The sequence below is a fragment of the Sphingobacterium sp. BIGb0165 genome (assembly GCF_024810095.1).
Taxonomy (GTDB): domain Bacteria; phylum Bacteroidota; class Bacteroidia; order Sphingobacteriales; family Sphingobacteriaceae; genus Sphingobacterium; species Sphingobacterium detergens.
This window is the reverse complement of sequence record NZ_JANUEB010000003.1, coordinates 233269-258264: the sequence shown is the minus strand read 5'-3', so window position 1 is coordinate 258264 and position 24996 is coordinate 233269. Positions and strand designations below refer to the sequence as shown.

Here is a 24996-nt window from a genome sequence, read left to right as displayed (position 1 = left end):
TTTTAAAGATTTGATCAAGTCATAGTCGTGTTTTGTTTGGTTATTTGTTTCCAAGGTAATTAAAAAACGAGTAGCCTTCAATGAATTGGGCTATTAAAAATGCGAAAACGATTTCGACTTTTTAGTCAAAAAAATAAGCTTGAATGTCTATAATGACATTCATCTGCCGTAGGCATTCTCCCTTTTGCGATAAAATCTATATATTGCTTTTCAAATTAATTTAAAGTGAGGTGTTAGATGGTCTCGAGAAAATATAGCATAGCCTATATCTTTTGGTTTTGTGCTTTTTTTGTTCTTTATATGAATACTGGCTATTGTCAGACAATCATACCTACGGGCACACCCTTTGTAAAGCAATACAAAAAAAGCCAATACAAAGCAGGAAACCAAAATTGGTCATTGGCTATTGATCATGAAGGGCGAATCTACAGTGCCAATACAGAGGGATTATTGCGGTTTGATGGACAATACTGGCGCATGTACCCACTCCCAAACCATTCGACTGTCCGTAGTGTAGCTGTTGATAAAACGGGAAAAGTATACACGGGTGGACGAGGAGAATTTGGCTATTGGACTTCAAAGGCTTTTGGAGAGATGAGTTATCATAGCCTTTCCAAGCTGGTCAAAGACAAGACTTATTTTCCAAACGAGGAAATATGGAAAATCATCGTTGAGGATCATCGTGTATTTTTTCATACTTTCTCCAAAGCCTATATATGGGAGAATAATACAATTAGGCCACTTACAGCTAAAGGTGAGCCTTTTTTATTTCCACATCAACTCAACGATCAACTGTTTTTTGAACAGCTCCCGAGTGGTCTTCATGAATTCAAAGCGGACAAATTAGTACCTGTACCAGGTAAGGATATCCTTAAAGACAAAAATGTACTGGCAATATTACCATTTGATAAAAATAATTCTCTTATCGCAACCGCCCATCACGGGCTCTATCTTATGGATTCCAGCGGAAATATCAGGCCTTGGTCAATTCCCGCTAATCCAATACTAAGTCAATCCCAAATCAATAATGGAATTTATTTATTCGGAGGGCAGTATGCGTTTGGAACCATTCAAAATGGTGTAATTATTATCAATAAAAATGGAGAAGTAGTTCAACATATCAATAAAAATAACGGACTACAGAACAATACTGTACTCAGCATCGCAAAAGATAAACAACAGAATATCTGGGTAGGGCTGGACAATGGGATTGACCGGATTGAAATCAACTCTTCTTTGTCTTTTTATACTGATTTTGTAGGCAAAATCGGTACCGTATATACATCAATCATCTATCAGGGGAAAATTTACTTAGGGACAAATAAGGGCTTATTTGTCAGTGAATGGAAGGGACTAAACAATTACAATTCCTTAGATTTCGTTCAGGTTCCCAATTCAAATGGTCAGGTCTGGACGTTGGCTATATTTGGTACCGAACTGATCTGCGGTCATAACGAAGGAACCTTTAAACTGGTTGACGGCAAATTGGAAAAGATTTCCAAAATTACGGGCGGTTGGATATTCAAACCTATATTCGGTACAAAGAATATTCTTCAGGGGAATTATACGGGACTATCAAGGTTCGTATTTGATGATATGCAGCTCCGATTTGCACAGCAATTTTCCTCGATTAAGGAACCTGTTCGATTCCTCGCCCAAAAAGACAATCATTCATTCTGGATCGGAGATTGGGGACAAGTGCAGCTGATCGGTCTTGACCCAAGCTTTCAACAAGCACAAATTCAGTTTACATCGAAGCAAGATAGTCTTGCTTCCAAAAGAAGATTTACGGGCATTTACACATTAGAAAACAATCTCGTTTTTGCTACTGACAGTGGATTCATGCAGTTTGATAATATCGTCAAACGCTTTAGTTATGCAAGCGAATTAAATAATGCCTTAGGAAGTTATAAAAATGCTAATAAGGTCATCCCCATCAATACCAACAGCTATTGGTTTATCCAGAAAACAAAAATCGCTAAAGTAGATTTTGATAGTAAAGGAAAGCTTAAAATAGATTCCAATTTACTCAGTCCCTTGCAAGATCGCATGATGAGTAATTATGAAAATATTCTACCGATCGAAAATCATTATTATCTCATCGGGTTAGACGATGGTTTTGCCATTTATCGGAATTCAGGTCAAGATCATAAATACGTATTGCCCCCGCCCCAGATTGCGCAATTGACCAATCTCACAACTGGAGAAACAATCATACCAAATGGAGATCTTAGGTTGGCTTCATCCGAGAATAACCTCAGGGTGAGTTTCTCAAGCCCCTATTACTCTTCTTCTCCCTTACAATATCAGTATTACTTAGAAGGTTATTCAGATAAATGGTCGGACTGGAGTGAAACAGCGTATCAAGATTTCACAAACCTACCTTATGGACATTTTGAAATTAAGATAAGAGCTAGAACCAATACCGGCTTGACTTCCGAAATACGGACAATATCTTTTACAATTAAATATCCCTGGTACCTATCATGGTGGGCAAAAATCTGCTATATCTTGATGGTTACGGGGTTGATCTATCTTATTTATAATTTCAATCTTCAACGAGAAAGAAAGAGACAGTTTCAAGCGAAGCGAAAATGGCTGGAAGAAAAGAAAATTGCATTGGAAAGAGATGCCGAACAACAGGAGAAGGAATGGATTAAATTAAAGAACCAACAGTTGGAAGCTCAGCTCAGCCTAAAGAATAAGGAGCTAGCCAATGCTGCGCTCAATATCGTTTATAAAAATGAAATGTTGAATAATCTACATGATGAACTCAAACAGCTCAAAGATGCAGAAGGAAACAAACTCAGTTCTGACGAATTGAAAAAAATAAATAAGCTAATTGAAGACGCGCATAACGACGATCGTGACTGGCATATTTTTGAGAAAAGTTTTAATGAATCACATGAGAATTTCTTTAAAAAATTAAAGCAGGAGTTTCCGGATCTCGTTCCCAATGATCTAAAACTATGCGCTTATTTACGACTCAATATGTCCAGTAAAGAGATTGCTTCACTACTCAACATTAGTACGCGAGGTGTAGAGATCAGACGCTACCGTTTGCGCAAAAAACTGGGCATACCAACAGACAAAAACCTGTCCGAATTTCTGTTGGAACGTTAAAATTTCGCTACAAAGACTACATCATTACCACACAAGCGCTTTAGTGTAAAAACAACACTAAAGCGCTCTTTTTTTTACACAAAAACAAACATTAAACAACTCAATAACAATACATTAAAACTGGACTAAAATTACATTGAGAAAGTACAAATACAGTGTAGTAGTGATGTGCAAACGTTAAATTTTGGCAAACTTGTACTACATCAACATATTTGCTGAGGGAATAACCAATTGAATTTTTAAACAAACACCAAAATTTTACGATATGAGGAATCTATCCGCATTATTTTTGACATCCATGGTCTTCTCGGTTGCCTATGGACAAACTTCTATACAAGGAGTGGTCAAAGATGGTTCCAGCATGATATCCATGCCAGGGGTCACCATTAGTATCAAGGGGAAAGCAGCATCTACCAAAACCGACGCAACGGGTAAATTTCAAATCAACGCCTCTCCTACCGACTCTTTAGTTTTCAATTTTCTAGGCTACCGCACACAAACGGTATACATCGGAAACCAAACGCAACTTAATGTTTTTCTAGAGAACGAGAATAAAGCGTTGGAGGAGGTTGTCGTAATCGGTTATGGTACGCAGAAAAAAGCCGATCTCACCGGATCAATTAGCTCATTGAAATCTTCGGATATTGCCAAACAACCAGCGATGTCAGCAATGCAATCCATTCAGGGTAAAGCGGCGGGATTAAATATTATAGCCAATGAAGCTCCGGGTTCATCTCCAAATGTCATTATCAGAGGTTTGGGAACAGCTTTGGGTGGAAGAAATCCATTATATATCGTTGATGGTATTGCACAAACGGACATCAACAACATCAACCCTTCGGATATCGAATCAATGGATGTGTTGAAAGATGCTTCTTCGGCTTCTATCTATGGTTTAAGAGCTGCGAATGGTGTCATTATCGTTACAACAAAAAAAGGTAAGACTGGCACGGTTAATATCAATTATGAAAGCTTTGCGGGAATGAAGAAAATTCTCAACCGTGTTAAAATGGCTAATTCAGAACAATTCACCACTTTTGCGAATGAATTTTTAGAATCAGTCAATAAACCTGGTAGTTATAGATTAAAAACAGGACAAGCTACAAATACAGACTGGTTTGACGAAATTTTAAAAACAGGTAGCGTTTTTAACAATGCGATAAATATTTCCGGGGGCTCAGAAACGATTGATTACTTTGTCTCTGCAAATAACTATACAGAAAACGGTATTCTGGAAGGGTCAAAATTTACTCGTAATACGATACGGAACAATAATGTTTACAAATTATTGAATAATCGTCTTAAATTTAGTCAAAATGTAAATTTGACTTTAACCAAAGCTACGCCAAAACCATATAGTGCATTTAGTACAGCTTACAGACAGTCACCGTTGGTACCTGTAATGTATGGTAATGGAAGATACGGTACAAATAGTGTCAATATCAATACAGGCATAGTTGGTATTGAAACTGCACCAGGCGAAAGCTTAGGCAATCTAAACTCTCAGGGGAATCCGGTATATGAAGTTCTTCGTCAGAATCAACTGACAAATACTTTGCGTTTACAGGGTAGCTTTGAAGGTGAATTTAAAATTACCGACTATCTTAAAATAAATTCACGTATTGGTGGCAATAAGTTTTATTCAAAGGACAGACAATTTGTAAACATCAAAGAAAATTATCTTAATGCTAATCCACTAAAAACAGAAGCGGATTTTTATAAAGAGAAAGCCGATGGAAAGCCCGGGAATATAACTTTTGCGAATAATAGTCTAAAATATGAAAACCTTGAACAATTTCGATGGTCATGGGAAAACTTCCTAACATTCAATAGAAGTTTTGATAAACATCATATCGAGGCCGTATTAGGTATGTCTCGTGAGAAATATGATATTAACAGTATGAATAGCCAAACAGGCTACAGTGTACCGGAGCAAGAACAGTATTGGAACATTGATTTGGCTTCCGACGAATACGAACTGATTAGCCGTCAAACTTATTATACTCCACGTGCATTAGCTTCGTATTTTGGTCGAGTACAATACAATTATGATAGTCGATATTACTTCACAGGAACAATTCGTCGAGATGGATCCAGCGTATTTAAAAATACGGGTAAGTATTGGGGAACATTTCCTTCTCTAGGATTTGGATGGAATATTTCTAATGAGGAATTTATGAAGGACGCCTCATGGGTTAATTTACTAAAAATTCGCGGAAACTGGGGGAAATTAGGAAATCAAGATATTCCACTTAATGTTTCTACAATAATGAATAGTCCAGGTGCATCTAATTACAATTATGTCTTTGGTCCAGAACAGAATTTGGTATATGGTAGTGCATATGGTACTCCAGCAGTAGACCTCACCTGGGAAGTAACCCGTGAAACCGGAGCCGGTATTGATTTCGCTTTCTTAAACAATAACTTGTCGGGTTCAATTGACTACTATCATAAATTAAATACGAACACGATACTAAATGTAACGCCAACGTTAACCTCTCCTTCAGAACAGAACTTTTACGCGCATGGAGCGAAAGTCTTAAACCAAGGTGTGGAAGTTGTTTTAAATTGGAATAAAAGTATAAGTCCCGATTTCAGTTACACCGTTGGTATAAATTATGCCTACAACAAGAATAAAGTTACCGAAGTTCAACCAGCCTACGACGGCGCAACAGGGGGTAGCTTGAACAATGGAGAAATAACGAAACAGCTTCGTGTCGGACAACCAATCTATGGTTGGTGGATGTTTGAGTCTATTGGTGTATTTCAGGATGCAAATGATATCGCGAATAACCCTTCTTTCGGACCTGCTAAACCAGGTTACTTAAAATATAAAGATCAAAATAGTGATGGTGTAATTGATACCCGAGATAAAAAATTCTTTGGCTCATTCTTACCTTCTTCGACTTACGGGATCAATATAGGCATAAATTATAAAGCAATTGACTTCAATCTATCAGGTTATGGCGTTGCAGGTAATAAAGTATATAATGGCCTAAAAAGTGTAAGACAAGATGCGGGGGAAAACCTTACATTATCTACATTTCAAGAAAGATGGACCAAAGATAACCCGAATAATGTACACCCGGGTGCGGAGCGTGCCTATTGGGCGTCAAGCTATTTCCTTGAATCAGGCAGTTATTTCCGTATCAATAATATCACATTAGGTTATACTTTCCGTAATCTGTACAGCTCAAAATCTAACTTACGATTATATGTAACTGCCCAAAATCCATTTATGTTCACCAAGTATAGCGGTTTCTCGCCAGAATTGGCGGGCGATGGTAGTCCCAATTTAACTTCTGGGATAGAACTATCTGCTTATCCTACTACACGTAATTTCCTGTTCGGGCTTAATATGCAATTTTAACATTATTAAATCTTACTAACAATGAAAATAAATAAACTCTATATAGTACTACTTGCAACAACCGGCGTAGTTATGCAAGGATGTAAAGACAGTAATTTTTTAGATGTTCCTTCACGTGAAAGGGTTGAAGCAAATGATAGTGAGCAGGTATTTACTCCAGAACAATTTATTAATGGAGTCTATGGCATGTTTACAGACTGGGACTACTCTTTTTCTTATATCGGCATCACCGATATGATTTCTGACAATGCGGATAAAGGAAGTTCTGCGACAGACAATGGTGGGGACAAAGCAGATCTAGACAATCTAACCTATACAACTACAACAGGTTCGATTAAATCTATGTGGTCTCGTTGGTATAAGTCAATAGGACGAGCCACGCAAGCAATAGACTATACCGAAAAATTTGGTTTGACCGATGTAGCTTATAAAAATAGATTAATTGGTGAAGCACGTTTTCTACGTGCATTAAATTACTTCTACCTTGTACGTGGCTGGGGAGATGTTCCAATTCAAGATCGCGATCTTATCAAAAGAGAACCAGCATCTGCGGTTTATGCCTATATCGAAGCTGATCTTCAATTTGCTATTGACAACCTACCTCTAAAATCTGCATATGCTGCCAAAGATTTAGGACGTGCAACCAAAGGGGCCGCCCAAGGTCTGTTGGCAAAAGTTTATTTATATCAAAGTAAATGGCAACAGGCTGCCGATCTAGCAAAAACAGTGATCAGCTCGGGTGGCTACAGTTTAGAGACTGATTATGCAAAAATTTGGAGACTGGAAGGTGAGAATGGTCCAGAATCATTGTTTGAATGGCAGGCTCGAGGAACCTCAATTGCCCTTGGGGTTAAGCAATATAGCCAAGTGCAAGCTCCCCGCGGAGGGCTTGTCAGGCTTGGTTGGGGGTTTAATACACCTAGTCAAAATTTATTAGATGCTTTCAACGCTGAAAAAGATAATATCCGTCGCGATGCCACGATCATCTTTAGAAATTCTACTCTTTATGACGGACGAGTAATTGACAACGGTGTCGAAAACCCTATGTATAATATGAAGGCATATTCATCCGCAAATGGTGGTGCCGAATACACGGACAAAAATGTCCGCTATCTTCGCTTAGGTGAAATTTACTTAATATTAGCGGAAGCTTCCAACGAATTAGGTAATAGCAACGAATCACTGAGTGCCTTAAATGCTATACGTACACGTGTAAAATTGTCTAATATAACAACCACAGACCAAGCTCAACTTCGTCAATTGATCTGGAAAGAGAGACGTCTCGAACTAGCCTTTGAACACGACCGCTGGTTTGATCTTGTTCGTACTAAACAAGCAAAAACAGCTATGGCTGCGAATGGAAAAACGTTTCAGGATAAAATGCTGCTCTTTCCAATTCCGGAAGACCAACGTATTCAGACTCCAGAAATGCCACAAAATCCAGGTTGGTAACACACAAACTATAAACCGTCCAAACGACCTGTAAGTCGTTTGGACATTTTTCAAGACTCTTAAAAAATATTTTATCCATGAGAAAACGAATAGCATATCCGAGCCTTACTGGTATTGCTTTGGCCCTTCTTCTCAGCAGTTCATGCCAAAATACCTCTACCAACGGATCCGGGGATCCGCCCACAAAAGATTCTATAGGTCAAAATAAAGTAAATGAAGACTCCCTATTGACGAATATTCAGCAACAAACCTTTCAATATTTTTGGGAAGGTGCTGAGCCAACATCAGGGCTAGCCCGCGAACGCATTCATATGGATGGTGTCTATCCCGAGAATGATCGTAACGTCGTAACTATCGGTGGAAGTGGTTTCGGTCTGATGGGGATGATCGTCGCCATGGAACGTGGATTTATCACCGCGGACCAAGGTACTCAAAAGCTCAACCACATTATGGATTATTTATCGAAAATAGAGCGATTTCGTGGTGCATGGGCACATTGGTATGACGGCGAATTAGGCACAGCCAAACCTTTCAGCGAAAAAGACAATGGTGGAGATATTGTTGAAACAGCTTTTTTAGCACAAGGTCTCATCACTGTTCGTGAGTATCTGAAAGATAAAAGCGATGCCGCCAAAGTAGTCGCACAAAAAGCCGATAAGCTTTGGAAAGAAATAGACTGGAATCATTATACAAATGGACAAAATGTGCTCTATTGGCATTGGAGTCCAAAATTTAATTTTCAGCAGAACCATCCAATCAAGGGCTACGATGAATGTCTAATCACTTATGTTTTAGCTGCCTCTTCGCCCTCTCACCCTATCGCTCCAAGTGTATACCATGAAGGATGGGCTAGATCTGGAGGGATTAAAAGCAATGCTAAAAAATATGATATCCCATTAGTACTTAAACACAATGCCAAAGAAGGCGAAGTAGGTCCCTTGTTTTGGGAACATTATTCTTACTTGGGTTTAAGTCCGAAAGGACTTAAAGATCAGTATGCTGATTATTGGGAAGCGACACGCAATCATGTCAAAATAAACTTGGCTTATGCACAGCAAAATCCAAAAGGTTATAAAGGTTATGGTGTAGACAAAGGTTGGGGCTGGACAGCTAGTTATTCCATCAAGGGATACGATGCACATCATCCGGACAATGACCCAGGAGTAATCTCACCCACAGCAGCATTATCTTCTATGCCCTATTCGCCGCATGAAAGTATTCAATTTGCACAATATCTGAATAGACAGCTGGGGGCCAAAGTTTGGGGTAAATATGGCTATTATGACGCCTATAGTGAAACTGCCAATTGGTTTCCGCAACGCTACCTAGCGATCGATCAAGGACCGATCATTGTCATGATCGAGAACTATAGAACAGGAAAAATCTGGGACTTGTTCATGCAAGCACCAGAGATTCAGCAAGGATTGAAAAAACTTGGTTTTACAAGTCCTTATTTAAAGTAGTGGCAAATTCCGGAATCATTTTTAATCCGTCACACGTTGAAAATGGTTCCATCCACGAAAATATAAAATCGTCAATATCATGCTTGAACTAATTATCAAGCATATTTTATAAATAACAAAAATAGATGAAGATGAACTGCAAATAATATAGATATACAATGCAATCGTTATCTATTGAAACTTCAATCATCGACAAATTCGGGTGTGATAAACTCATTTATAGCATTAGTTCAGACCCCCATAAAAATTAATATAATGAAAAAAGTAGTAGGAACATTCCTTCTTGCATTTTTAGCTTGGCATACGAGTCCAGCGCAGTCAAATCAGAAAATGGATCAGTTTATTGGCCAACTTATGGCCAAAATGACCATCGAAGAAAAGATCGGACAGCTAAATCTAGTCACCGGCGGTGAGGCGACAACAGGAACTACCGTTTCCACCGATGTGGAAGCCAAAATACGAAATGGTCAAATTGGCGGTATCTTCAGTATGAGTACACCAACCAAGATTCGCAAAACTCAAGAAATTGCAATCAAGCAGTCTAGACTTAAGATTCCGATTATCTTTGGGATGGATGTTATTCATGGTTATCGCACTGTTTTCCCTATTCCCTTGGGGCTTGCAGCGACGTGGGACATGGGGTTAATTCAGCAGTCCGCCCGTATTGCCGCAGAAGAGGCTACAGCTGATGGTATTAACTGGGCGTTTTCGCCAATGGTTGATATTTCGAAAGATCCAAGATGGGGACGTATTTCCGAAGGTGCAGGTGAAGATACTTACCTAAGTTCAAAAGTTGCTGAGGCCATCGTTCATGGTTTTCAAGGCGATAATCTAGCCGCACATAACACCATGATGGCCTGTGTCAAACATTTTGCATTATACGGTGCGGCAGAAGGTGGCCGAGACTATAATAGCACAGATATGAGTCTCCATCGCATGTACAATGAATACCTACCTCCTTACAAAGCTGCCATAGATGCCGGAGCCGGCAGTATAATGACCTCCTTCAACGATATTAATGGCGTACCTGCTTCGGCCAATAAATGGTTGATGAGCGATGTATTACGCAAACAATGGGGCTTTAAAGGTCTGGTTGTAACCGACTATACAGCTGTTAACGAACTAACCGCGCATGGACTTGGGGATCTGCAACAAGTTTCGGCTTTAAGCTTAAATGCAGGAGTTGACATGGATATGGTGGGCGAAGGTTTTCTCACCACGTTGAAAAAATCACTTGATGAAGGTAAAGTTAAAATCACTGATATTGATAGAGCTTGTCGGTTTGTACTGAAAGCGAAGTATAAACTGGGATTATTCGAAGATCCTTATCGTTATTGCAATGAGCAGCGTGCGAAAACGGTAATCGGTTCCGCAGCTAATCATGCAAAGGCAAGAGAAATTGCGACTAAATCATTTGTTTTACTGAAAAATGAAAATCAGACGCTCCCATTAAAAAAAACAGGTACGATCGCTGTGATTGGCCCCCTGGCCAACTCAGGTGCCAATATGCCGGGGACCTGGAGTGTGAGTGCAGAATTGGAGAAAACAGCATCTTTGGTAGAAGGAATGAAAGCAGTATTGGGAGACAAAGTAAATATCCTCACCCATCTGGGAAGTAACTTATTGGAAGATCCTACCTACCAAAAGCATGCGACAATGTTTGGTCGTACAATAACTAGGGATCCCCGAAAAGAAGATGAAATTATTGCAGAAGCAGTGAAAGTTGCGCAACAATCCGATGTTGTTGTGGCTGCACTTGGAGAATCCTCGGAAATGTCAGGTGAAAGCTCAAGCCGCTCCGAATTGGATATTCCCGCCAATCAGCAAAACCTTTTAAAAGCGTTGTTGTCAACAGGAAAACCAGTTGTACTCGTACTATTTACTGGTAGACCACTCACCCTTACCTGGGAAGATGCACATGTTCCAGCCATATTAAATGTTTGGTTCGGAGGCTCAGAAACTGGAAAGGCTGTTGCAGACGTATTGTTTGGAGATGTTGTTCCTTCGGGGAAAATTACGGCAACTTTTCCGCGTAATGTCGGACAGATCCCTATCTATTATGCTCACAAAAACACCGGAAGACCTTATGGTAATTCTGGGGATTTTGAAAAATTTAAGTCGAATTATTTAGATGTAAGCAACTCCCCGCTCTACCCTTTCGGTTATGGATTGAGCTACACGAGCTTTACCTATGGTGAGATTCATCTAGATAAAAACACATTGGACAGCAGCAGTAATATTCAAGCGCGTATTAACATTAGCAATACAGGTCATTATGATGCCGAAGAAACTGTTCAATTATATATCCAGGATTTGGTCGGTTCGGTCACGCGCCCAGTCAAAGAGTTAAAAGGTTTTCAAAAAATATTTTTAAAGAAAGGCGAAGTCAAGACGATAGAATTTGAGATTAAACTTAAAGATCTCAAGTTTTTTGATAACAATCTGAATTATATTGCTGAGCCGGGAGATTTCAAAGTTTACATTGGACCTAATAGTCGCGATGTTAAGGAAAAGGATTTTAAGCTGCTTTAAAGTCGATCCACTCCCATTATCGGGGGCGGACTTTCCCTTTTAGATAGTTTTTAATTGTCGGCTTAGTGCTGAAGCACAACTTAACTATTGATTAACACCAACTTCAGCATTAACAGGGGGTTAACAGGGGTTTACCCCTGTTAACCCCCTGTTAAAACCTTATAAAGTACCTGCTAATAGGGGGTTACTGATGAAGATGGTATTAACTTGATCATAAGTAAAGTACCAGCATCTGTAAACAACCCAATAAAACAAATAGGACGATTTCAAAAATAGATCCGATACTCCTTATCGAGAAATTAGTACTGTTAGCGTAAATCCTTAACCTCTTTGTTATTTCATATTCCCATCAAAGTTTTCAAACAGTAAACGTAATTCCGCCGCTTTCTCGGGATATTCCGCTAAGATATTGGTTCGCTCACTTGGATCCCAAGCTATATTATGCAATTCTTCTACCGCGTCATAGGGCTTTCCCGATATCTGGTTGACACCTGCCGGTACTCGTCTATATTTCCAATCACCTGATCGAACAGCTTCAACGTGACCATAGTTTACTAAAAATATAGGTCGATGGACAGCCTTTAAATCTTCTGTTTTACCACTCAATAAATCATCTATTACCTGTCCATCGATGGATTTTTTTGGAAGAGGAGCTCCCGTCCATTTCGCTATTGTCGGTAACACATCCAAATTACTGATCGCCTGTCTAATTACCTTACCTTCTTGCGCATATCCTTTTCCGTACACGATGAATGGAACACGTACTCCACCCTCGGTCGTTTCGGCTTTTGACCCCTTAAATACTCCAGCGGTACCCACATGCCAATTTTTTGTTGCATGGTCATCTGACATCCGTGAAGGATAGGCAATCCACGGGCCGTTGTCACTTGAGAAAATCAGAATAGTATTATCTGCCAATCCTTTTTTCTCAACTGTCTTCCAAAGTTCGGCAAAGTTATGATCCAGCTCACGCATCACCGCTCCTAATGGGCCTGCATTCTGCTGATCTGCAAACTTATTCTTTTTGTTCGCAAAAGCCAATGGAAGATGTGGAAAATTGTGTGCATAATATAAAAAGAATGGATGGTCTTTATCTTGATTTTCTATAAAATCGACTGTTTCCTTATGGTATAAGGCACTTAAATCCGAATCATCAGGTGCCATAACCTCCGGTTTTCTATTTCTAAAAATTTTAATTATAGAATCTGTTTTTACGTAAGGATCGCGATAGTCATGACTATACAACATACCATAGAAAAAATCGAATCCTTGTTTATTGGGATGATGATAAGCTTGTTTATCACCAAGATGCCACTTACCGATCAGGCCTGTACGATACCCTACTTTTTTTAGTAGCTCCGCAATAGTTTCTTCCTCATCCGGTAGTCCGAGATTTGATCCCGGACCGATTGGGGCAGGTAGATTATAACGGGAAGCATAGCGCCCAGTCAGCAAAGATGCCCGCGAGGGGGTACAAGAGGGGGTTGATACCATAAAGTTTGTTGCCCGTACACCTTTACTGGCGATCGAATCCAAAAAAGGGGTTGAAATATTCGGACTGCCATAACAGCCGAGGTCACTGTACCCTAAATCATCTGTAAGAATCAGAATTATATTAGGCTTCTTATTTTGTGCATTAACAAATGTAACGAAGAGAAACATGGCCATTGCCATGAAAAGTTTGGTATACTGCATCATGATAGCATTATTTAATTGGAAACATTGTCACAATATAAGAAAATACAAACAAGTGCCAACGCCAATCGAAAACTTGTTTCTATTTTGAAGACATTGAGGGAGGCGAGCGCCTCCCCTGCTGTCAATTTGAGAAAAGATAAGGGAAATTTATCTATCACAAATATAAAAGATATTTCAATATAATCTACTAATTCTATAGATTTTATTAAAACGTATACAAAATCCGATTCAGGAGTAGAAAAACACCCCGTTAAACCCTAATAAACAGTATATTATAAATTTAAAATTTATTTATTTCAAGGACTTAAGATAATCCTTGATTAGTATTACACCTTCCTCATGAAGTATAGTAGTTCCTTTTTGAGGCATATGCATCTCACCTAGTACAGACATTCGTCCGATAATTTTTGCCTGTTTGAGCCAAATCCCAGTTTCGTTTATTGGACTTTCAAATCTGAGATCAAGCATAGTCATATAAGCAGTTCCCATAGGATTATGACAATGCGCGCAATTCACCTCAAGATAAGCTCTTGCCCGGCGCTCAGTAGATTGGCCAAGGTCATCATAGCTAGGTAACGAACTTAGCTGTCTCAATAGCGTGATATCTATTATACCTTTATCTTTCAGATATGCTAACTGTTGAATTGTGTCTCGATCCCGAAGCACGACCCGATTTAAATTTTTGACTTTGGGGCCTATCGGGAGCATACGATCCCCCTGACGATGACATGCAATACAGTCTGTACGTGAAGGAATGGTATAATTTGTCTGTCGTTTCACGCCTTTATTATCTAAAAATGAAACCGGTACAACTGCACTATCGGCTAATAAGAAGGCCTCATCTTGGGTCGAATTCCATTGATAGGTTGCTGCATTCCACTGCCCCTCTTTGTTGATCAGGAGACGTGTTTCAAGCAGTACGAATGTAGACGCTTGTATAGTGTCTTTCTTTGGGTAAAAAAAAGATTTGGCGATAATGGTTCCATCTGGAAAATCTGGCAATCCATCATCAGAAGCCACTATTTTCTTTCCTTTTGGCAGGAAAATAACACGTTTTTTGTCGGCATAATCTGTAAACAGTGCGGAAGCCAGCTCATAAGAAACCCCTTGATCATTGGGTACGAGATCAGCTATTTTCCCTTTGAACAATCCGTAATCGGATAATTTATCTCTAAATACGACATTGTCGGCTACTAATTTACCTCTGTCCTTGTTGTTGAATAGAATAAAAAGTATGGGTATTAGCAAAATACCCATTAAAATTATCGCTTTTTTCATGCCTCTTGTGCTCCGCTTCCCTTTCGCTATTTTCTATTGTTGGGACGAAGATAAGACAAAAAAATAAAACACTTTGAAGGGTAGGTACGACAAAAAAATAGCTATATTTAAATGTCATTAACCAAAAATCGGATCCATGGAAGACATGATTCTTTACAATCGGCTTCAATTTGCCTTTACAATCACATTCCACTACTTATTTCCCCAACTGACTATGGGATTATCATTGATGATTGTTTATTTCAAATGGAAATTTCTACAAACGCACAATGAAGATTACAACAGTGCTTCAAAGTTTTGGATGAAAATCTTTGCACTAAATTTTACAATGGGTGTTGTAACAGGTATACCCATGGAATTTCAATTTGGCACAAATTGGGCAAAATTCTCTGAGCTTACAGGGGGAATCATTGGGCAGACCTTAGCCATGGAAGGAATGTTTTCATTTTTCCTGGAGTCTTCCTTTTTGGGAATGTTTCTCTTCGGAGAAAAATTACTTGGTCACAAGCTACACTTTCTATCTGGTTTGATGGTATTCATTGGATCTTGGGCCAGTGGATTTTTAATTATTGCCACGCATTCCTGGATGCAGCACCCAGTAGGTTATGAAATTCTCGAAAATGGCAAGTTTGTGCTGAACAATTTCAGTTCTTTATTTACCAATCCATGGTTATGGCCTTCTTATCTCCACAATCAAGCTGGATCTCTGGTTACAAGTTCTTTTTTTGTTGCCTCTATAGGAGCCTTCTACCTCCTCAGCGATAGACATAGCAAATTTGGAAAGATATTCGTTAAAAGCGGCGTAATCTTTGGTGCCATTTCATCTGTCATGCTCGCATTTCCTACAGGAGATCTAGCTGCCAAAAATGTGGTAAAATATCAACCTGCATCATTCGCGGCGATGGAGGGTATCTTCAAAACAGAAAAAGGGGGATCCGAAATTATCCTAATCGGTCAACCTGATATGGAAAACAAAAAACTGGACAATAAAATTGCAGTACCTAATGTTTTAAGCTTCCTTACCTATCAACGTTGGGATGCAGAAATAAAAGGACTGAATGAGTTTGACGACTCATTACATCCAACGAATGTCCCCGGCCTCTATTATAGCTATCACATCATGGTTGGTTTAGGCACAATATTCATTGGAATCATGGTATTGGGTAGCTTCTTACTTTGGCGAAATAAGTTATATCAGACCAAATGGTTATTGTGGATCATTATGTTTATGATTCCTTTTCCTTATATCGCCAATACGGCAGGTTGGTATACATCCGAACTGGGACGACAACCTTGGTTGGTTTACAACCTGATGCGTATGGTAGATGGGGTATCGCCCACGGTATCTTCTGGCAATACGTTATTTACTTTACTGGGTTTTGTTGGACTCTATATTCTTTTGGGATTGTTGTTCCTTATGTTAGTATTGAAAATTATTCGAAAAGGCCCCGAGCCTCATATTGCTTTAAACTAATTTGTTATGGAAATATTCTGGTTTATAGTATTGACTTTTATGTTGGGCATTTATGTTGTCCTCGATGGTTATGATTTTGGAGCGGGAATTGTACATTTATTCTTCGCAAAGACCGAAGAGGAGAAAAAGGCCGTAACAAATGCAATCGGCCCTTTTTGGGACGCTAATGAAGTTTGGCTGATCGCATCTGGTGGTGTTTTATTTTTTGCTTTTCCAACACTTTATGCTTCATCTTTTAGTGGATTCTACCTCCCTCTGATGCTCGTATTATGGTTACTGATCTTTAGGGCAATAAGTCTTGAGCTGAGAGGACAAATTCATCACCGACTTTGGGAAGCGTTATGGGATAAAGCTTTTGGTTTAGCGAGCTTACTTCTAGCACTATTTTTTGGCGCTGCCTTAGGCAACGTTGTTCGCGGAGTCAATCTGGGGATGGTTGAAAACGGGATATCCACACAAGAACCACATTATTTCTTCCTCGCACTCTGGAACCCAACTTTCGATCCTTTGGCTGAACATCAAGGTATCATCGACTGGTTTACATTGATACTAGGCTTAGTAGCGGTCGTCACCCTGACTATCCATGGTGCAGGATGGGTTATATTAAAAACATCCAGTACCCTAAATCAGCGTCTTAAAGACATCATATTTAAATTGAATTTCGTATTACTTGTATTGGTCATACTATCTGCTTATGTCTGGCATTATGTAAAACCAATCTCCTTAAATAATCTGCAAAATCATTATTGGCTCTGGATATTCCCCTTGATTGCAGCCATTGGCCTGCTGGGACAATTTTGGATCAGGAAGTTCAAAAAAGATGGTACGGGTTTTATGTTCTCTTCCCTATTTATACTGGGAAGCTTCGCAAGCACAGTGGCCTCTATGTTTCCAACCTTATTACCATCAACCAATAAGGTAAACCCCTCGCTTACCATCCAGAATGCCGCAGCACATGAATATGGTCTATCCGTAGGTTTGGGATGGTTTATTTTTGCAGCAATTTTGGTCGTGGCTTATTTTATTATTCAATTTAGGGTCTTTAAAGGAAAACTGGATGATGTCGGTTATGGTGAGCATTAGCATAGTCGCTCAGACAAGCTAGAGCCCCAACAATTTATGCGTTAGCGCAAGTTGTACCAATTCGATCATATTTTTCACTTTAAATTTGGTCAGAAGATTGCGTCGGTGTGTTTCAATTGTAACGGGACTTAAAAATAGTTTCTCCGCAATCTGATTACTGGTATAGCCATCGGCAACCATCGTCAAAATCTCCTTTTCCCTTCGTGTTAAACGTGGAAGATCTTCCATGGAAGTGACAGCCCCGGCATAAAGATCCTTGGCTTTATCGCAAAGCGCTTTTTTTCCATCAAGTCCAAGTTGCACACAACGAAGGAATTCGTCATTAGAAACATCCTTTAGTATATAACCATTCCCGCCATTTCGCATAAACTGAAAAATAAGATTACGATCCGCTAAATTACTCAATGCAACAACTGGAACCACGGGAAACAGCTTCTTCACCTGTAGACAGACGTCCAATCCGCTGGTATTCAAAAGCTGCATATCCATGAGTACCAAGTCTACTTTCGTCTTATCCAAAAATTCGATCAATGATACTTCCTCCAGAAATGAATATACTTTATACCCGATTTGGTTATTGAGAAAAGAAGTCACCCCTTCCAATAATAAGGGATGATCGTCTAACACCGCGATAATTTTCATACATTAGTTTTTAACTAAACTCTTACTCCTATTTCAATCTGTGTGCCCGATCCAAGTTTGCTCTGCATATCAATAGATCCATTGATCCATTTGATTCTGTTGACCATATTATTTAATCCCATTCCATAATTTGCCGCAGAAGAGTCAAACCCTTTTCCATTGTCTTCTATCAAAACCTGCAATATTCCCTGTGATTTACTTACCTGAACAATAATAAGGTCTGCATCTGCATATTTCAATGCGTTTGAGATCGCTTCCTGGACGATCCGATATATTGCCAACCCTTTTTGAAAGTCCAGACGTACGTCGTCCTCATAATTTTCAAATTGGATTTGCACCTTATTATTTCTCATCGAAAGACATAATTGTTCCAATGCTGCTATTAGACCAAATTGCCGTAATGAATCGGGCATCAGATTATGCGATATTCGTCGAACTTCACCCAAAATATCGTTCAGTTTGTGCGGTAATTCATTCGTCAAATCGAATTCGCCCTTCTGCTCCCCAGAGATCCTATATTTCAATCCTGTCAACATACCACCAATACTATCGTGCAAATCTTGCGCAATACGCTGCCGTTCTTGTTCTTCAGCTTTGAGCATGGACTCGGAGATTTGCAACTGTTTTTCCTTCGCCAATTTCTCCAAAGCAATCTCATGATTGATCTGGATCTGTCGATTCAACTTCCGTTGTTTTCGATAGGAAAAGGTGACGAATAAAACAACGATGAAAAGTAAAATAGCAATGCCTAAAACAAGAAAGATCTTAAATTGATTGCGATCTTTCTCAGCGCGCAGATTTAAAATCAATTTTTCTTTTTCTACGGTTTTGTATTTCGCCTCCATTTCGTTCATCTTCTCCAAAAGCTGGACTTTCTGAATACTATCAGAGAGTTTACCCGCTACATTGGACATCTTAAGTGCTTCTTTGTAATCCCCCATCAATTCATTCACAGCAGCCAATTGGCTATAAACAATTTTACTGTTGTAAAGATCGCGTGTCAACAATCCATTTTTTATGATCTCCTCCAATGGCAATTTCGCTTCAGCATATTTTTTCTGCATCAAATAGACATTAAACTTTCTAAAAAGCATCATCTGATAGGATTTCCAATTGTTCATTTTCTTCGACCATTCCAAACCAATATTCAACATACGTAACGCTTCATCTGTCTGTTGCTTTGTCGTAAAATAGAGCGCTTCATTATAATAATAATTGGGGAGTTGGGCAGAGTTGGGCTTGTCTCCCAACATTGCCTTGACCTTATCTAACAATTGCCGGGCCTCTTTTGATTTAACCTGGTAGCAATAGTTGCTAACGGCATTTAAATAGGCTACCAGTAGTGCTGTACTCTCTGGTTGTTGTTCCAACTGTTTGATCGCGATCTGATGATACTCATCTGCTTTTGCCAATTGATTGGATGACATAAAGGCCATACCGATCATGGTATTTATTGCACCTTCCATGAGAGGATCGTGTGCCTTGGCATAGGGCATACATTTACCATTGAGTATATCCAGTAAATCAGCAAAACCTTTTTTTGGAAATCGAATTAGCCCCAGATTATACCAAGCTTTGGCTAAAAGTCCCTGTTGAAAAGGCTGTTTGGCATCTCCAAGAATATCTACGCACTTTTGAGCTTCAATCCCAGCACGTTTACTGTCTAAAAATTGTCCATAGTAGAAGCTTTTGTAAAGCGCACCCATTGCGTGAAGGCTTCGAAAAGGCTTAGCCAATCGCTCCCCTTGTCGCATATTTTCCCAGAATTTCACAGTATCCCGAAAGCGGTAGTAATCTGCCAGATAAAAGTATTGTAGTGCCTGTACACTATCACTTGAGGTCGACTTCAATAGCATTTCGGCATCCGCCCGATATTTATCCTCATTTAATGGCAGAAAACTTTGGGCATATGTAAGCTGTATAGTGAAACACAGCATACAACAGGTAATTAACTTTAACAAAACTCTACAATGTAACCTCATTAATCAGATACCTTATATAATATGAAACAATAATAACAGTTTATTGCATTTTTTTGAGATGCAACGCTATAGATGTGCTATTCTGGAAAATTGAGTGGATACTACGAACACTTCAACACACAGTTTCTCAAAACTAAGCAATTTTGAAAACATATAAAGCACCTCAATGGAGATCGAGGTGCTTTATTATTAATGATGCAGCAATAATTTTTAAACTGCTTTTAGGAAAATACTATTTTCAGGAACGTCCCAACAGTGTTTCAAATACTGCTGCACGTGTGGTTGCGATATTGATCAACAGGTCCAATTTACGTTTATAATCCGACGATATCTCCTTTGAGCCTGTGTTTTCAAATAGTTCCCTTTTAACAATAGGTACACTAAAAGGTAAAGTCCATGCCCGTAATGATTTTGCTATTGCATCCATAGCGTTGATCCCTTGTAGAGCTTGTACGCCATCCGCCCAACAAACCAGTCCTATATTTTTATCGGTGAGATATGCCGGACTGTTCTTTGCGCTTATCTCTAGCCAATCCAAACAGTTTTTCATTACCCCCGGTACACTTCCGTGATATAAAGGAGATAACCAAAAATGCACGTCTGCCTCCAGAAAGAGATTGTTCATGATCTTTACACTATTGGGTATCCTGCTGAGGCTTGTATCAAATAGTGGTATTCCACTATCCGCAAGGTTAAAAACTCTATTCTCAACACCAAGCTGATTCAATTGTTCAGCGAAATAATTAGACAATACTCCGGAAGTAGATTCTTGCCTACGCTCCAAGGCGCCATTAAATATTAATGCTTTCATTGTTTCTTATGCTCTTTTAAAAATAACCTTTGGCATTCCGACCTCTCCGTACATCAATGTTGTAACAATCGGAATTAAGCGTGCAGAAGCTAGCATATAAAGTGATTCTGGCATATTTGGCCTTGCCCTCACAACCACTTTTTGATCCTGATACTGAGACAAATCTGCCCGCTTCAAATTCTGGGTCCATAATTCCAATTCCAATGTTTCCACACTTTTAAAATCGTAATAAGCCACATCAGGATGGAATTTATCGGCTAAAGCCATATAGATCCAAGGGGGAATGATGGCATCAACAGAACAAGTAAAAGCAACGGCTTTGCCTATAAAGGGTGTCAATTCCAATGCAGCAAGAGCCGCTTTAAACTCCTTTTCTTTGACGATCATTTCTTGGTAAAACAGTATCTTGATGTCAAATTCTATAATCTCAAGTGTGGTTTTGAAATCAATGAGATCGAGCGCCAATATACCCGAATTTTCAACCTTATTTACAAACATGTTATTTTATAATTATTATCTCCGCTTGATCGAATCTTCAAGGTTTTAAATCAATTTATCTATCACTTCTTCATACTGCTTTTCGACGGCAGACCAATCTAAGACAGACCAAAACGCATCCAAATAATCTGCCCTTTTATTCTGATATTTCAAATAGTAGGCATGTTCCCATACATCAACACCCAAGATTGGCAGACCTCTACTCGTCAATTGTGTATCCATCAATGGATTATCCTGATTAGGTGTCGCTACGACGTCCAAAGTACCATTGTATTTGATATAAAGCCAAGACCATCCAGAGCCAAATTGTCCAAGTCCCGCGTTTTTTATCCTCGTTTTCAACTCGTCTAAAGAACCAAAAGTTGCATCGATTTCCTTTGCCAACTTTCCGGTAGGCACTGTTTTCGGTGTTGCTGATAAAATTTTCCAAAACAAGGAATGATTGTAGTGTCCGCCTGCATTGTTGCGAATAGCAGGACTATATTGACTCACCTGAGCTAGGATATCTTGCAATTCAACACCTTCAGCCCCTGTACCGACCATGGCTTTATTCAAATTATCAACATAGGCCTGATGATGTTTTTGATGATGAATCGTCATTGTCTCCTGATCAAAATAAGGTTCAAGTGCCCCATAGGCATATGATAAATCTGGTAATTGAAATTTGCTCATGTTATTTTAGTTTTATTGTTTTAATAATGAATCAAAACTAAATAATAGACATTAATAAAACAACTATTTAGTTGTTTTATTAATGTCATAAAATTACGCCTTTACTAGAAAAAAACTTTAATGCTATTCATTATAGCAACAATTGAAAAAATAGTATCTTTGTTTAGAAAACATTAAAACAACTTTTTAATTGCCAAATGCAGAAGACTCCAGCAGATAGAATATTAATGTTATTAAAAATGCGAGGCGAGGTTACCGCTGCGCTTATTGCTGCAGAGCTGGGTATTACAAAAGAGGGCGCCCGCAAACACCTGCTCAATCTTGCCAATCAGGGCCTAATCGAATCTTATGCGAGAAGTGAGGGCATAGGCCGACCATCTACCTACTATTGCCTTTCAACATTAGGGCTCGCAAAATTTCCAGATAGTCATGCTGACATTACCGTACAACTCCTGCAATCCATAAAACAATTGCTTGGTGAGAATGCCTTGGATCTATTGATTACAGATCGAGAATCTAAAGTATATCAGAAATATATGAATGCCTTGTCGAATACCAAATCAATCGAAAAAAAACTGGATATTATCGCAAGCAAGAGAACGGAAGAGGGATATATGGCCGAATGGAAAAAAGAAGCCGAGTCCTATCTCCTTATTGAAAATCACTGTCCCATATGTGCCGCAGCTACTGAATGTCAAGGTTTTTGTCGTTCAGAGCTTCACAATTTTCAACAACTTATCGGCCCATCATATTCGATCAGCAGAATAGAATACATTATCGAAAACGGTTCCCGTTGCACTTATCGTATAACGGAAAGAAAATAATGTAACTTTTTCAGTCGCATCCTACAAAAATCAATAATATACCAAAAAGTATTTTTTATCTTTGAAACCAAAGAACAGTCTCATCATGTCAAAAGCAGAACAGACCCGACAATTTATCATTGAAAAGACAGCCTCTATCTTTAATAAAAAAGGATACTATGCTACCTCACTTTCAGACATCACTACAGCTACAGGTTTAACTAAAGGCAGTATCTATGGTAATTTTAAAGACAAAGATGACTTGGCACTTCAGGTTTATACCTATCAAAGTAAAAAAATAGCTGACGGCGTAGATCAACAGCTTAGCCAACACAGAACAGCTTTAAAAAAGCTTTTCGCATTTTTTGATTTTTACAAAGAAAATTTCAAAAACATCGCTGCATCAGGAGGATGCCCATTGATGAATGCTGCTATTGAGGCAGATGATTCGCTCCCTTTTTTAACGCCAAAAGTTAAACGATCATTTACGCTTTGGCGGCAACGATTGATTTCAATATTAGAAGAAGGAATTACGAATGAAGAGTTTAAACAGCATATTTCTGCTGAACACTTTGCGATTACCTTCATGGCGATGATTGAAGGTGGAATTTTACTTGCAAAAATCTCTGGGCGGGGTAAAGATCTTACCATCGTATTAGACAATATGAAAGAAATGGTAGATCGGGAGATCAAAATTTAATTTTTTTAACAAAACAGATACCAATCGGTATATTGACACATTAATTCTAAAAAAACAAAAAAATGAAAAGAGTTGTAATTACCGGCATGGGAACAATTAACCCATTGGGAGAGAACGTTGATATATTCTGGGATAATATCTTACGTGGTGAAAATCACACAGCGATCATCAGCCGTTTTGATGCGTCTCTGTTTCGAACGCAAATCGCAAGTGAAGTCAAGAACTTTCAACCGGAGAAATACTTGGATAGAAATGAGATCAAGAGAAGTGACCTATTTACGCAATATGCTTTGTATAGCGCATCTCAGGCCTTAGAAGATTCCGGTTTAGACCCCAGCAGCATGGATCCATTTGATATTGGGGTCATTTGGGGTGTTGGTCAGGGCGGAATGGAAACCTTTGAGAATGAAGTTGAAAGTTATGTAAAAGGCAATTATATTCCACGGTTTAGTCCATTTTTCGTCCCTAGACTGATTGTCAATATGGCTTCAGGAATGATATCGATGAAATTTGGCTTGAAGGGAATTAATTATACAACGGTATCCGCCTGTGCGACCTCCAATACTGCTTTCATGGATGCATTCAATTATATTCGATTAGGCAAGGCTAAAGTTTTTATTAGTGGCGGTTCAGAAGCTCCTATTACTCCGGCTTCAGTTGGCGGCTTTTCCGCAATGAAAGCAATGTCCAGCAGACATGATGATCCTAAAACGGCAAGTAGACCCTTTGATCGGGATCGCGATGGATTTGTCATGGGTGAAGGGGCTGGAGCTTTGATATTGGAAGAATATGAGCATGCTAAGAAAAGAGGTGCAAAGATATATGCCGAACTTGTCGGTGCTTCGATGACTGCCGATGCCTACCATATGACTTCACCTCATCCCGAAGGCATAGGCGCAGCTAAGGCAATGTCACTTGCAATGGAAGAAGCTCAAATCAACAGTGACCAATTGGACTATCTGAATCTTCATGCCACATCTACCCCTGTTGGTGATATCGCTGAACTAAAGGCTATGCAACTTGCATTTGGCAAATCCAAAAACCTCTGGGTCAGCTCAACCAAGTCAATGACTGGGCATCTACTCGGTGCGGCAGGAGCAATTGAAGCAATTATCGCCATAAAGTCAATCAACAATAATGTAATTCCAGCAACGATAAATATCGAAAATATTGATCCTGCAATTCCTGAAGGCATCAATATCGTTGTCAATCAACCCATGGAAAAGACTGTTCAAACGGCAATGAGCAATGCTTTCGGCTTTGGTGGGCACAATTCAAGTATTCTCTTTAAAAAGATTTAATATTTTTTAGAAATATCTTGACAAAGTGTAATAAACACACTATCTTTGTTGTATCATAATTTAGGTTTATAATTGGTTATTTAAGGTTTTTATTCTCCCCGTTTGAAAACCTTT

The 24996-nt window shown here is 39.0% G+C and carries 17 protein-coding genes; 10 read left to right on the top strand and 7 right to left on the bottom strand.

Features of this window, described 5'->3' with window-relative positions; translation table 11 throughout:
- Positions 1–237 precede the first annotated feature (237 nt).
- From M2408_RS07670 to bglX, 5 genes are all read left to right on the top strand, one after another.
- On the top strand, positions 238–3123 hold the full coding sequence (locus M2408_RS07670; protein ID WP_259180533.1) for a triple tyrosine motif-containing protein: 2886 nt from the start codon (positions 238–240) through the stop codon (positions 3121–3123).
- A gap of 265 nt (positions 3124–3388) precedes the next feature.
- Positions 3389–6493, top strand: a complete 3105-nt coding sequence (locus tag M2408_RS07665) for a TonB-dependent receptor (RefSeq protein ID WP_259180531.1) — start codon at positions 3389–3391, stop codon at positions 6491–6493.
- Between the two features lie 21 nt (positions 6494–6514).
- Positions 6515–7945, top strand: a complete 1431-nt coding sequence (locus M2408_RS07660; RefSeq protein ID WP_223582504.1) for a RagB/SusD family nutrient uptake outer membrane protein — start codon at positions 6515–6517, stop codon at positions 7943–7945.
- A 77-nt stretch (positions 7946–8022) separates the two neighbouring features.
- Positions 8023–9408 (top strand): glucoamylase family protein, encoded by a 1386-nt coding sequence (locus M2408_RS07655; protein ID WP_259180529.1) that lies wholly within the window; start codon positions 8023–8025, stop codon positions 9406–9408.
- 255 nt (positions 9409–9663) lie between these two features.
- Positions 9664–11940, top strand: coding sequence for a beta-glucosidase BglX (gene bglX, locus M2408_RS07650; RefSeq protein WP_259180527.1), 2277 nt, complete (start codon positions 9664–9666; stop codon positions 11938–11940).
- Between the two features lie 333 nt (positions 11941–12273).
- On the opposite strand, the gene M2408_RS07645 is transcribed toward bglX, so the two are convergent.
- Together M2408_RS07645 and M2408_RS07640 are read right to left on the bottom strand one after the other, a co-directional pair.
- Positions 12274–13638: a sulfatase-like hydrolase/transferase gene (locus M2408_RS07645; protein ID WP_259180525.1), complete on the bottom strand. Its 1365-nt coding sequence runs from the start codon at positions 13636–13638 to the stop codon at positions 12274–12276.
- Between the two features lie 291 nt (positions 13639–13929).
- Positions 13930–14916, bottom strand: a complete 987-nt coding sequence (locus M2408_RS07640) for a hypothetical protein (RefSeq protein ID WP_259180524.1) — start codon at positions 14914–14916, stop codon at positions 13930–13932.
- 136 nt (positions 14917–15052) lie between these two features.
- Here M2408_RS07640 and M2408_RS07635 point away from each other — a divergent pair, with 136 nt between their 5' ends.
- A complete protein-coding gene (locus tag M2408_RS07635; protein ID WP_259180523.1) occupies positions 15053–16390 on the top strand; it encodes a cytochrome ubiquinol oxidase subunit I in 1338 nt (445 codons plus the stop codon).
- A 6-nt stretch (positions 16391–16396) separates the two neighbouring features.
- Positions 16397–17473, top strand: a complete 1077-nt coding sequence (cydB, locus tag M2408_RS07630; RefSeq protein WP_259180521.1) for a cytochrome d ubiquinol oxidase subunit II — start codon at positions 16397–16399, stop codon at positions 17471–17473.
- A gap of 18 nt (positions 17474–17491) precedes the next feature.
- Here cydB and M2408_RS07625 read toward each other — a convergent pair whose 3' ends face one another.
- The 5 genes from M2408_RS07625 to M2408_RS07605 all read right to left on the bottom strand — a co-directional run bounded on the left by M2408_RS07625 (position 17492) and on the right by M2408_RS07605 (position 22078).
- A complete protein-coding gene (locus tag M2408_RS07625) occupies positions 17492–18115 on the bottom strand; it encodes a response regulator transcription factor (RefSeq protein WP_259180519.1) in 624 nt (207 codons plus the stop codon).
- 14 nt (positions 18116–18129) lie between these two features.
- On the bottom strand, positions 18130–20052 hold the full coding sequence (locus tag M2408_RS07620; RefSeq protein WP_259180517.1) for a sensor histidine kinase: 1923 nt from the start codon (positions 20050–20052) through the stop codon (positions 18130–18132).
- 283 nt (positions 20053–20335) lie between these two features.
- Positions 20336–20908: an NADPH-dependent FMN reductase gene (locus tag M2408_RS07615; protein ID WP_259180516.1), complete on the bottom strand. Its 573-nt coding sequence runs from the start codon at positions 20906–20908 to the stop codon at positions 20336–20338.
- Between the two features lie 6 nt (positions 20909–20914).
- Positions 20915–21406: a DUF2480 family protein gene (locus M2408_RS07610; RefSeq protein ID WP_259180513.1), complete on the bottom strand. Its 492-nt coding sequence runs from the start codon at positions 21404–21406 to the stop codon at positions 20915–20917.
- Between the two features lie 45 nt (positions 21407–21451).
- Positions 21452–22078, bottom strand: a complete 627-nt coding sequence (locus M2408_RS07605; protein ID WP_259180511.1) for a superoxide dismutase — start codon at positions 22076–22078, stop codon at positions 21452–21454.
- A 197-nt stretch (positions 22079–22275) separates the two neighbouring features.
- Here M2408_RS07605 and M2408_RS07600 point away from each other — a divergent pair, with 197 nt between their 5' ends.
- The 3 genes from M2408_RS07600 (at position 22276) to fabF (ending at position 24882) form a co-directional block, all read left to right on the top strand.
- A complete protein-coding gene (locus M2408_RS07600) occupies positions 22276–22902 on the top strand; it encodes a metalloregulator ArsR/SmtB family transcription factor (protein WP_259180509.1) in 627 nt (208 codons plus the stop codon).
- An 85-nt stretch (positions 22903–22987) separates the two neighbouring features.
- Positions 22988–23581, top strand: a complete 594-nt coding sequence (locus M2408_RS07595) for a TetR/AcrR family transcriptional regulator (RefSeq protein WP_259180507.1) — start codon at positions 22988–22990, stop codon at positions 23579–23581.
- Positions 23582–23643: 62 nt separating this feature from the next.
- Complete coding sequence (fabF, locus tag M2408_RS07590; RefSeq protein ID WP_259180506.1) at positions 23644–24882, top strand: beta-ketoacyl-ACP synthase II; 1239 nt, start codon at positions 23644–23646, stop codon at positions 24880–24882.
- Positions 24883–24996: the final 114 nt, after the last annotated feature.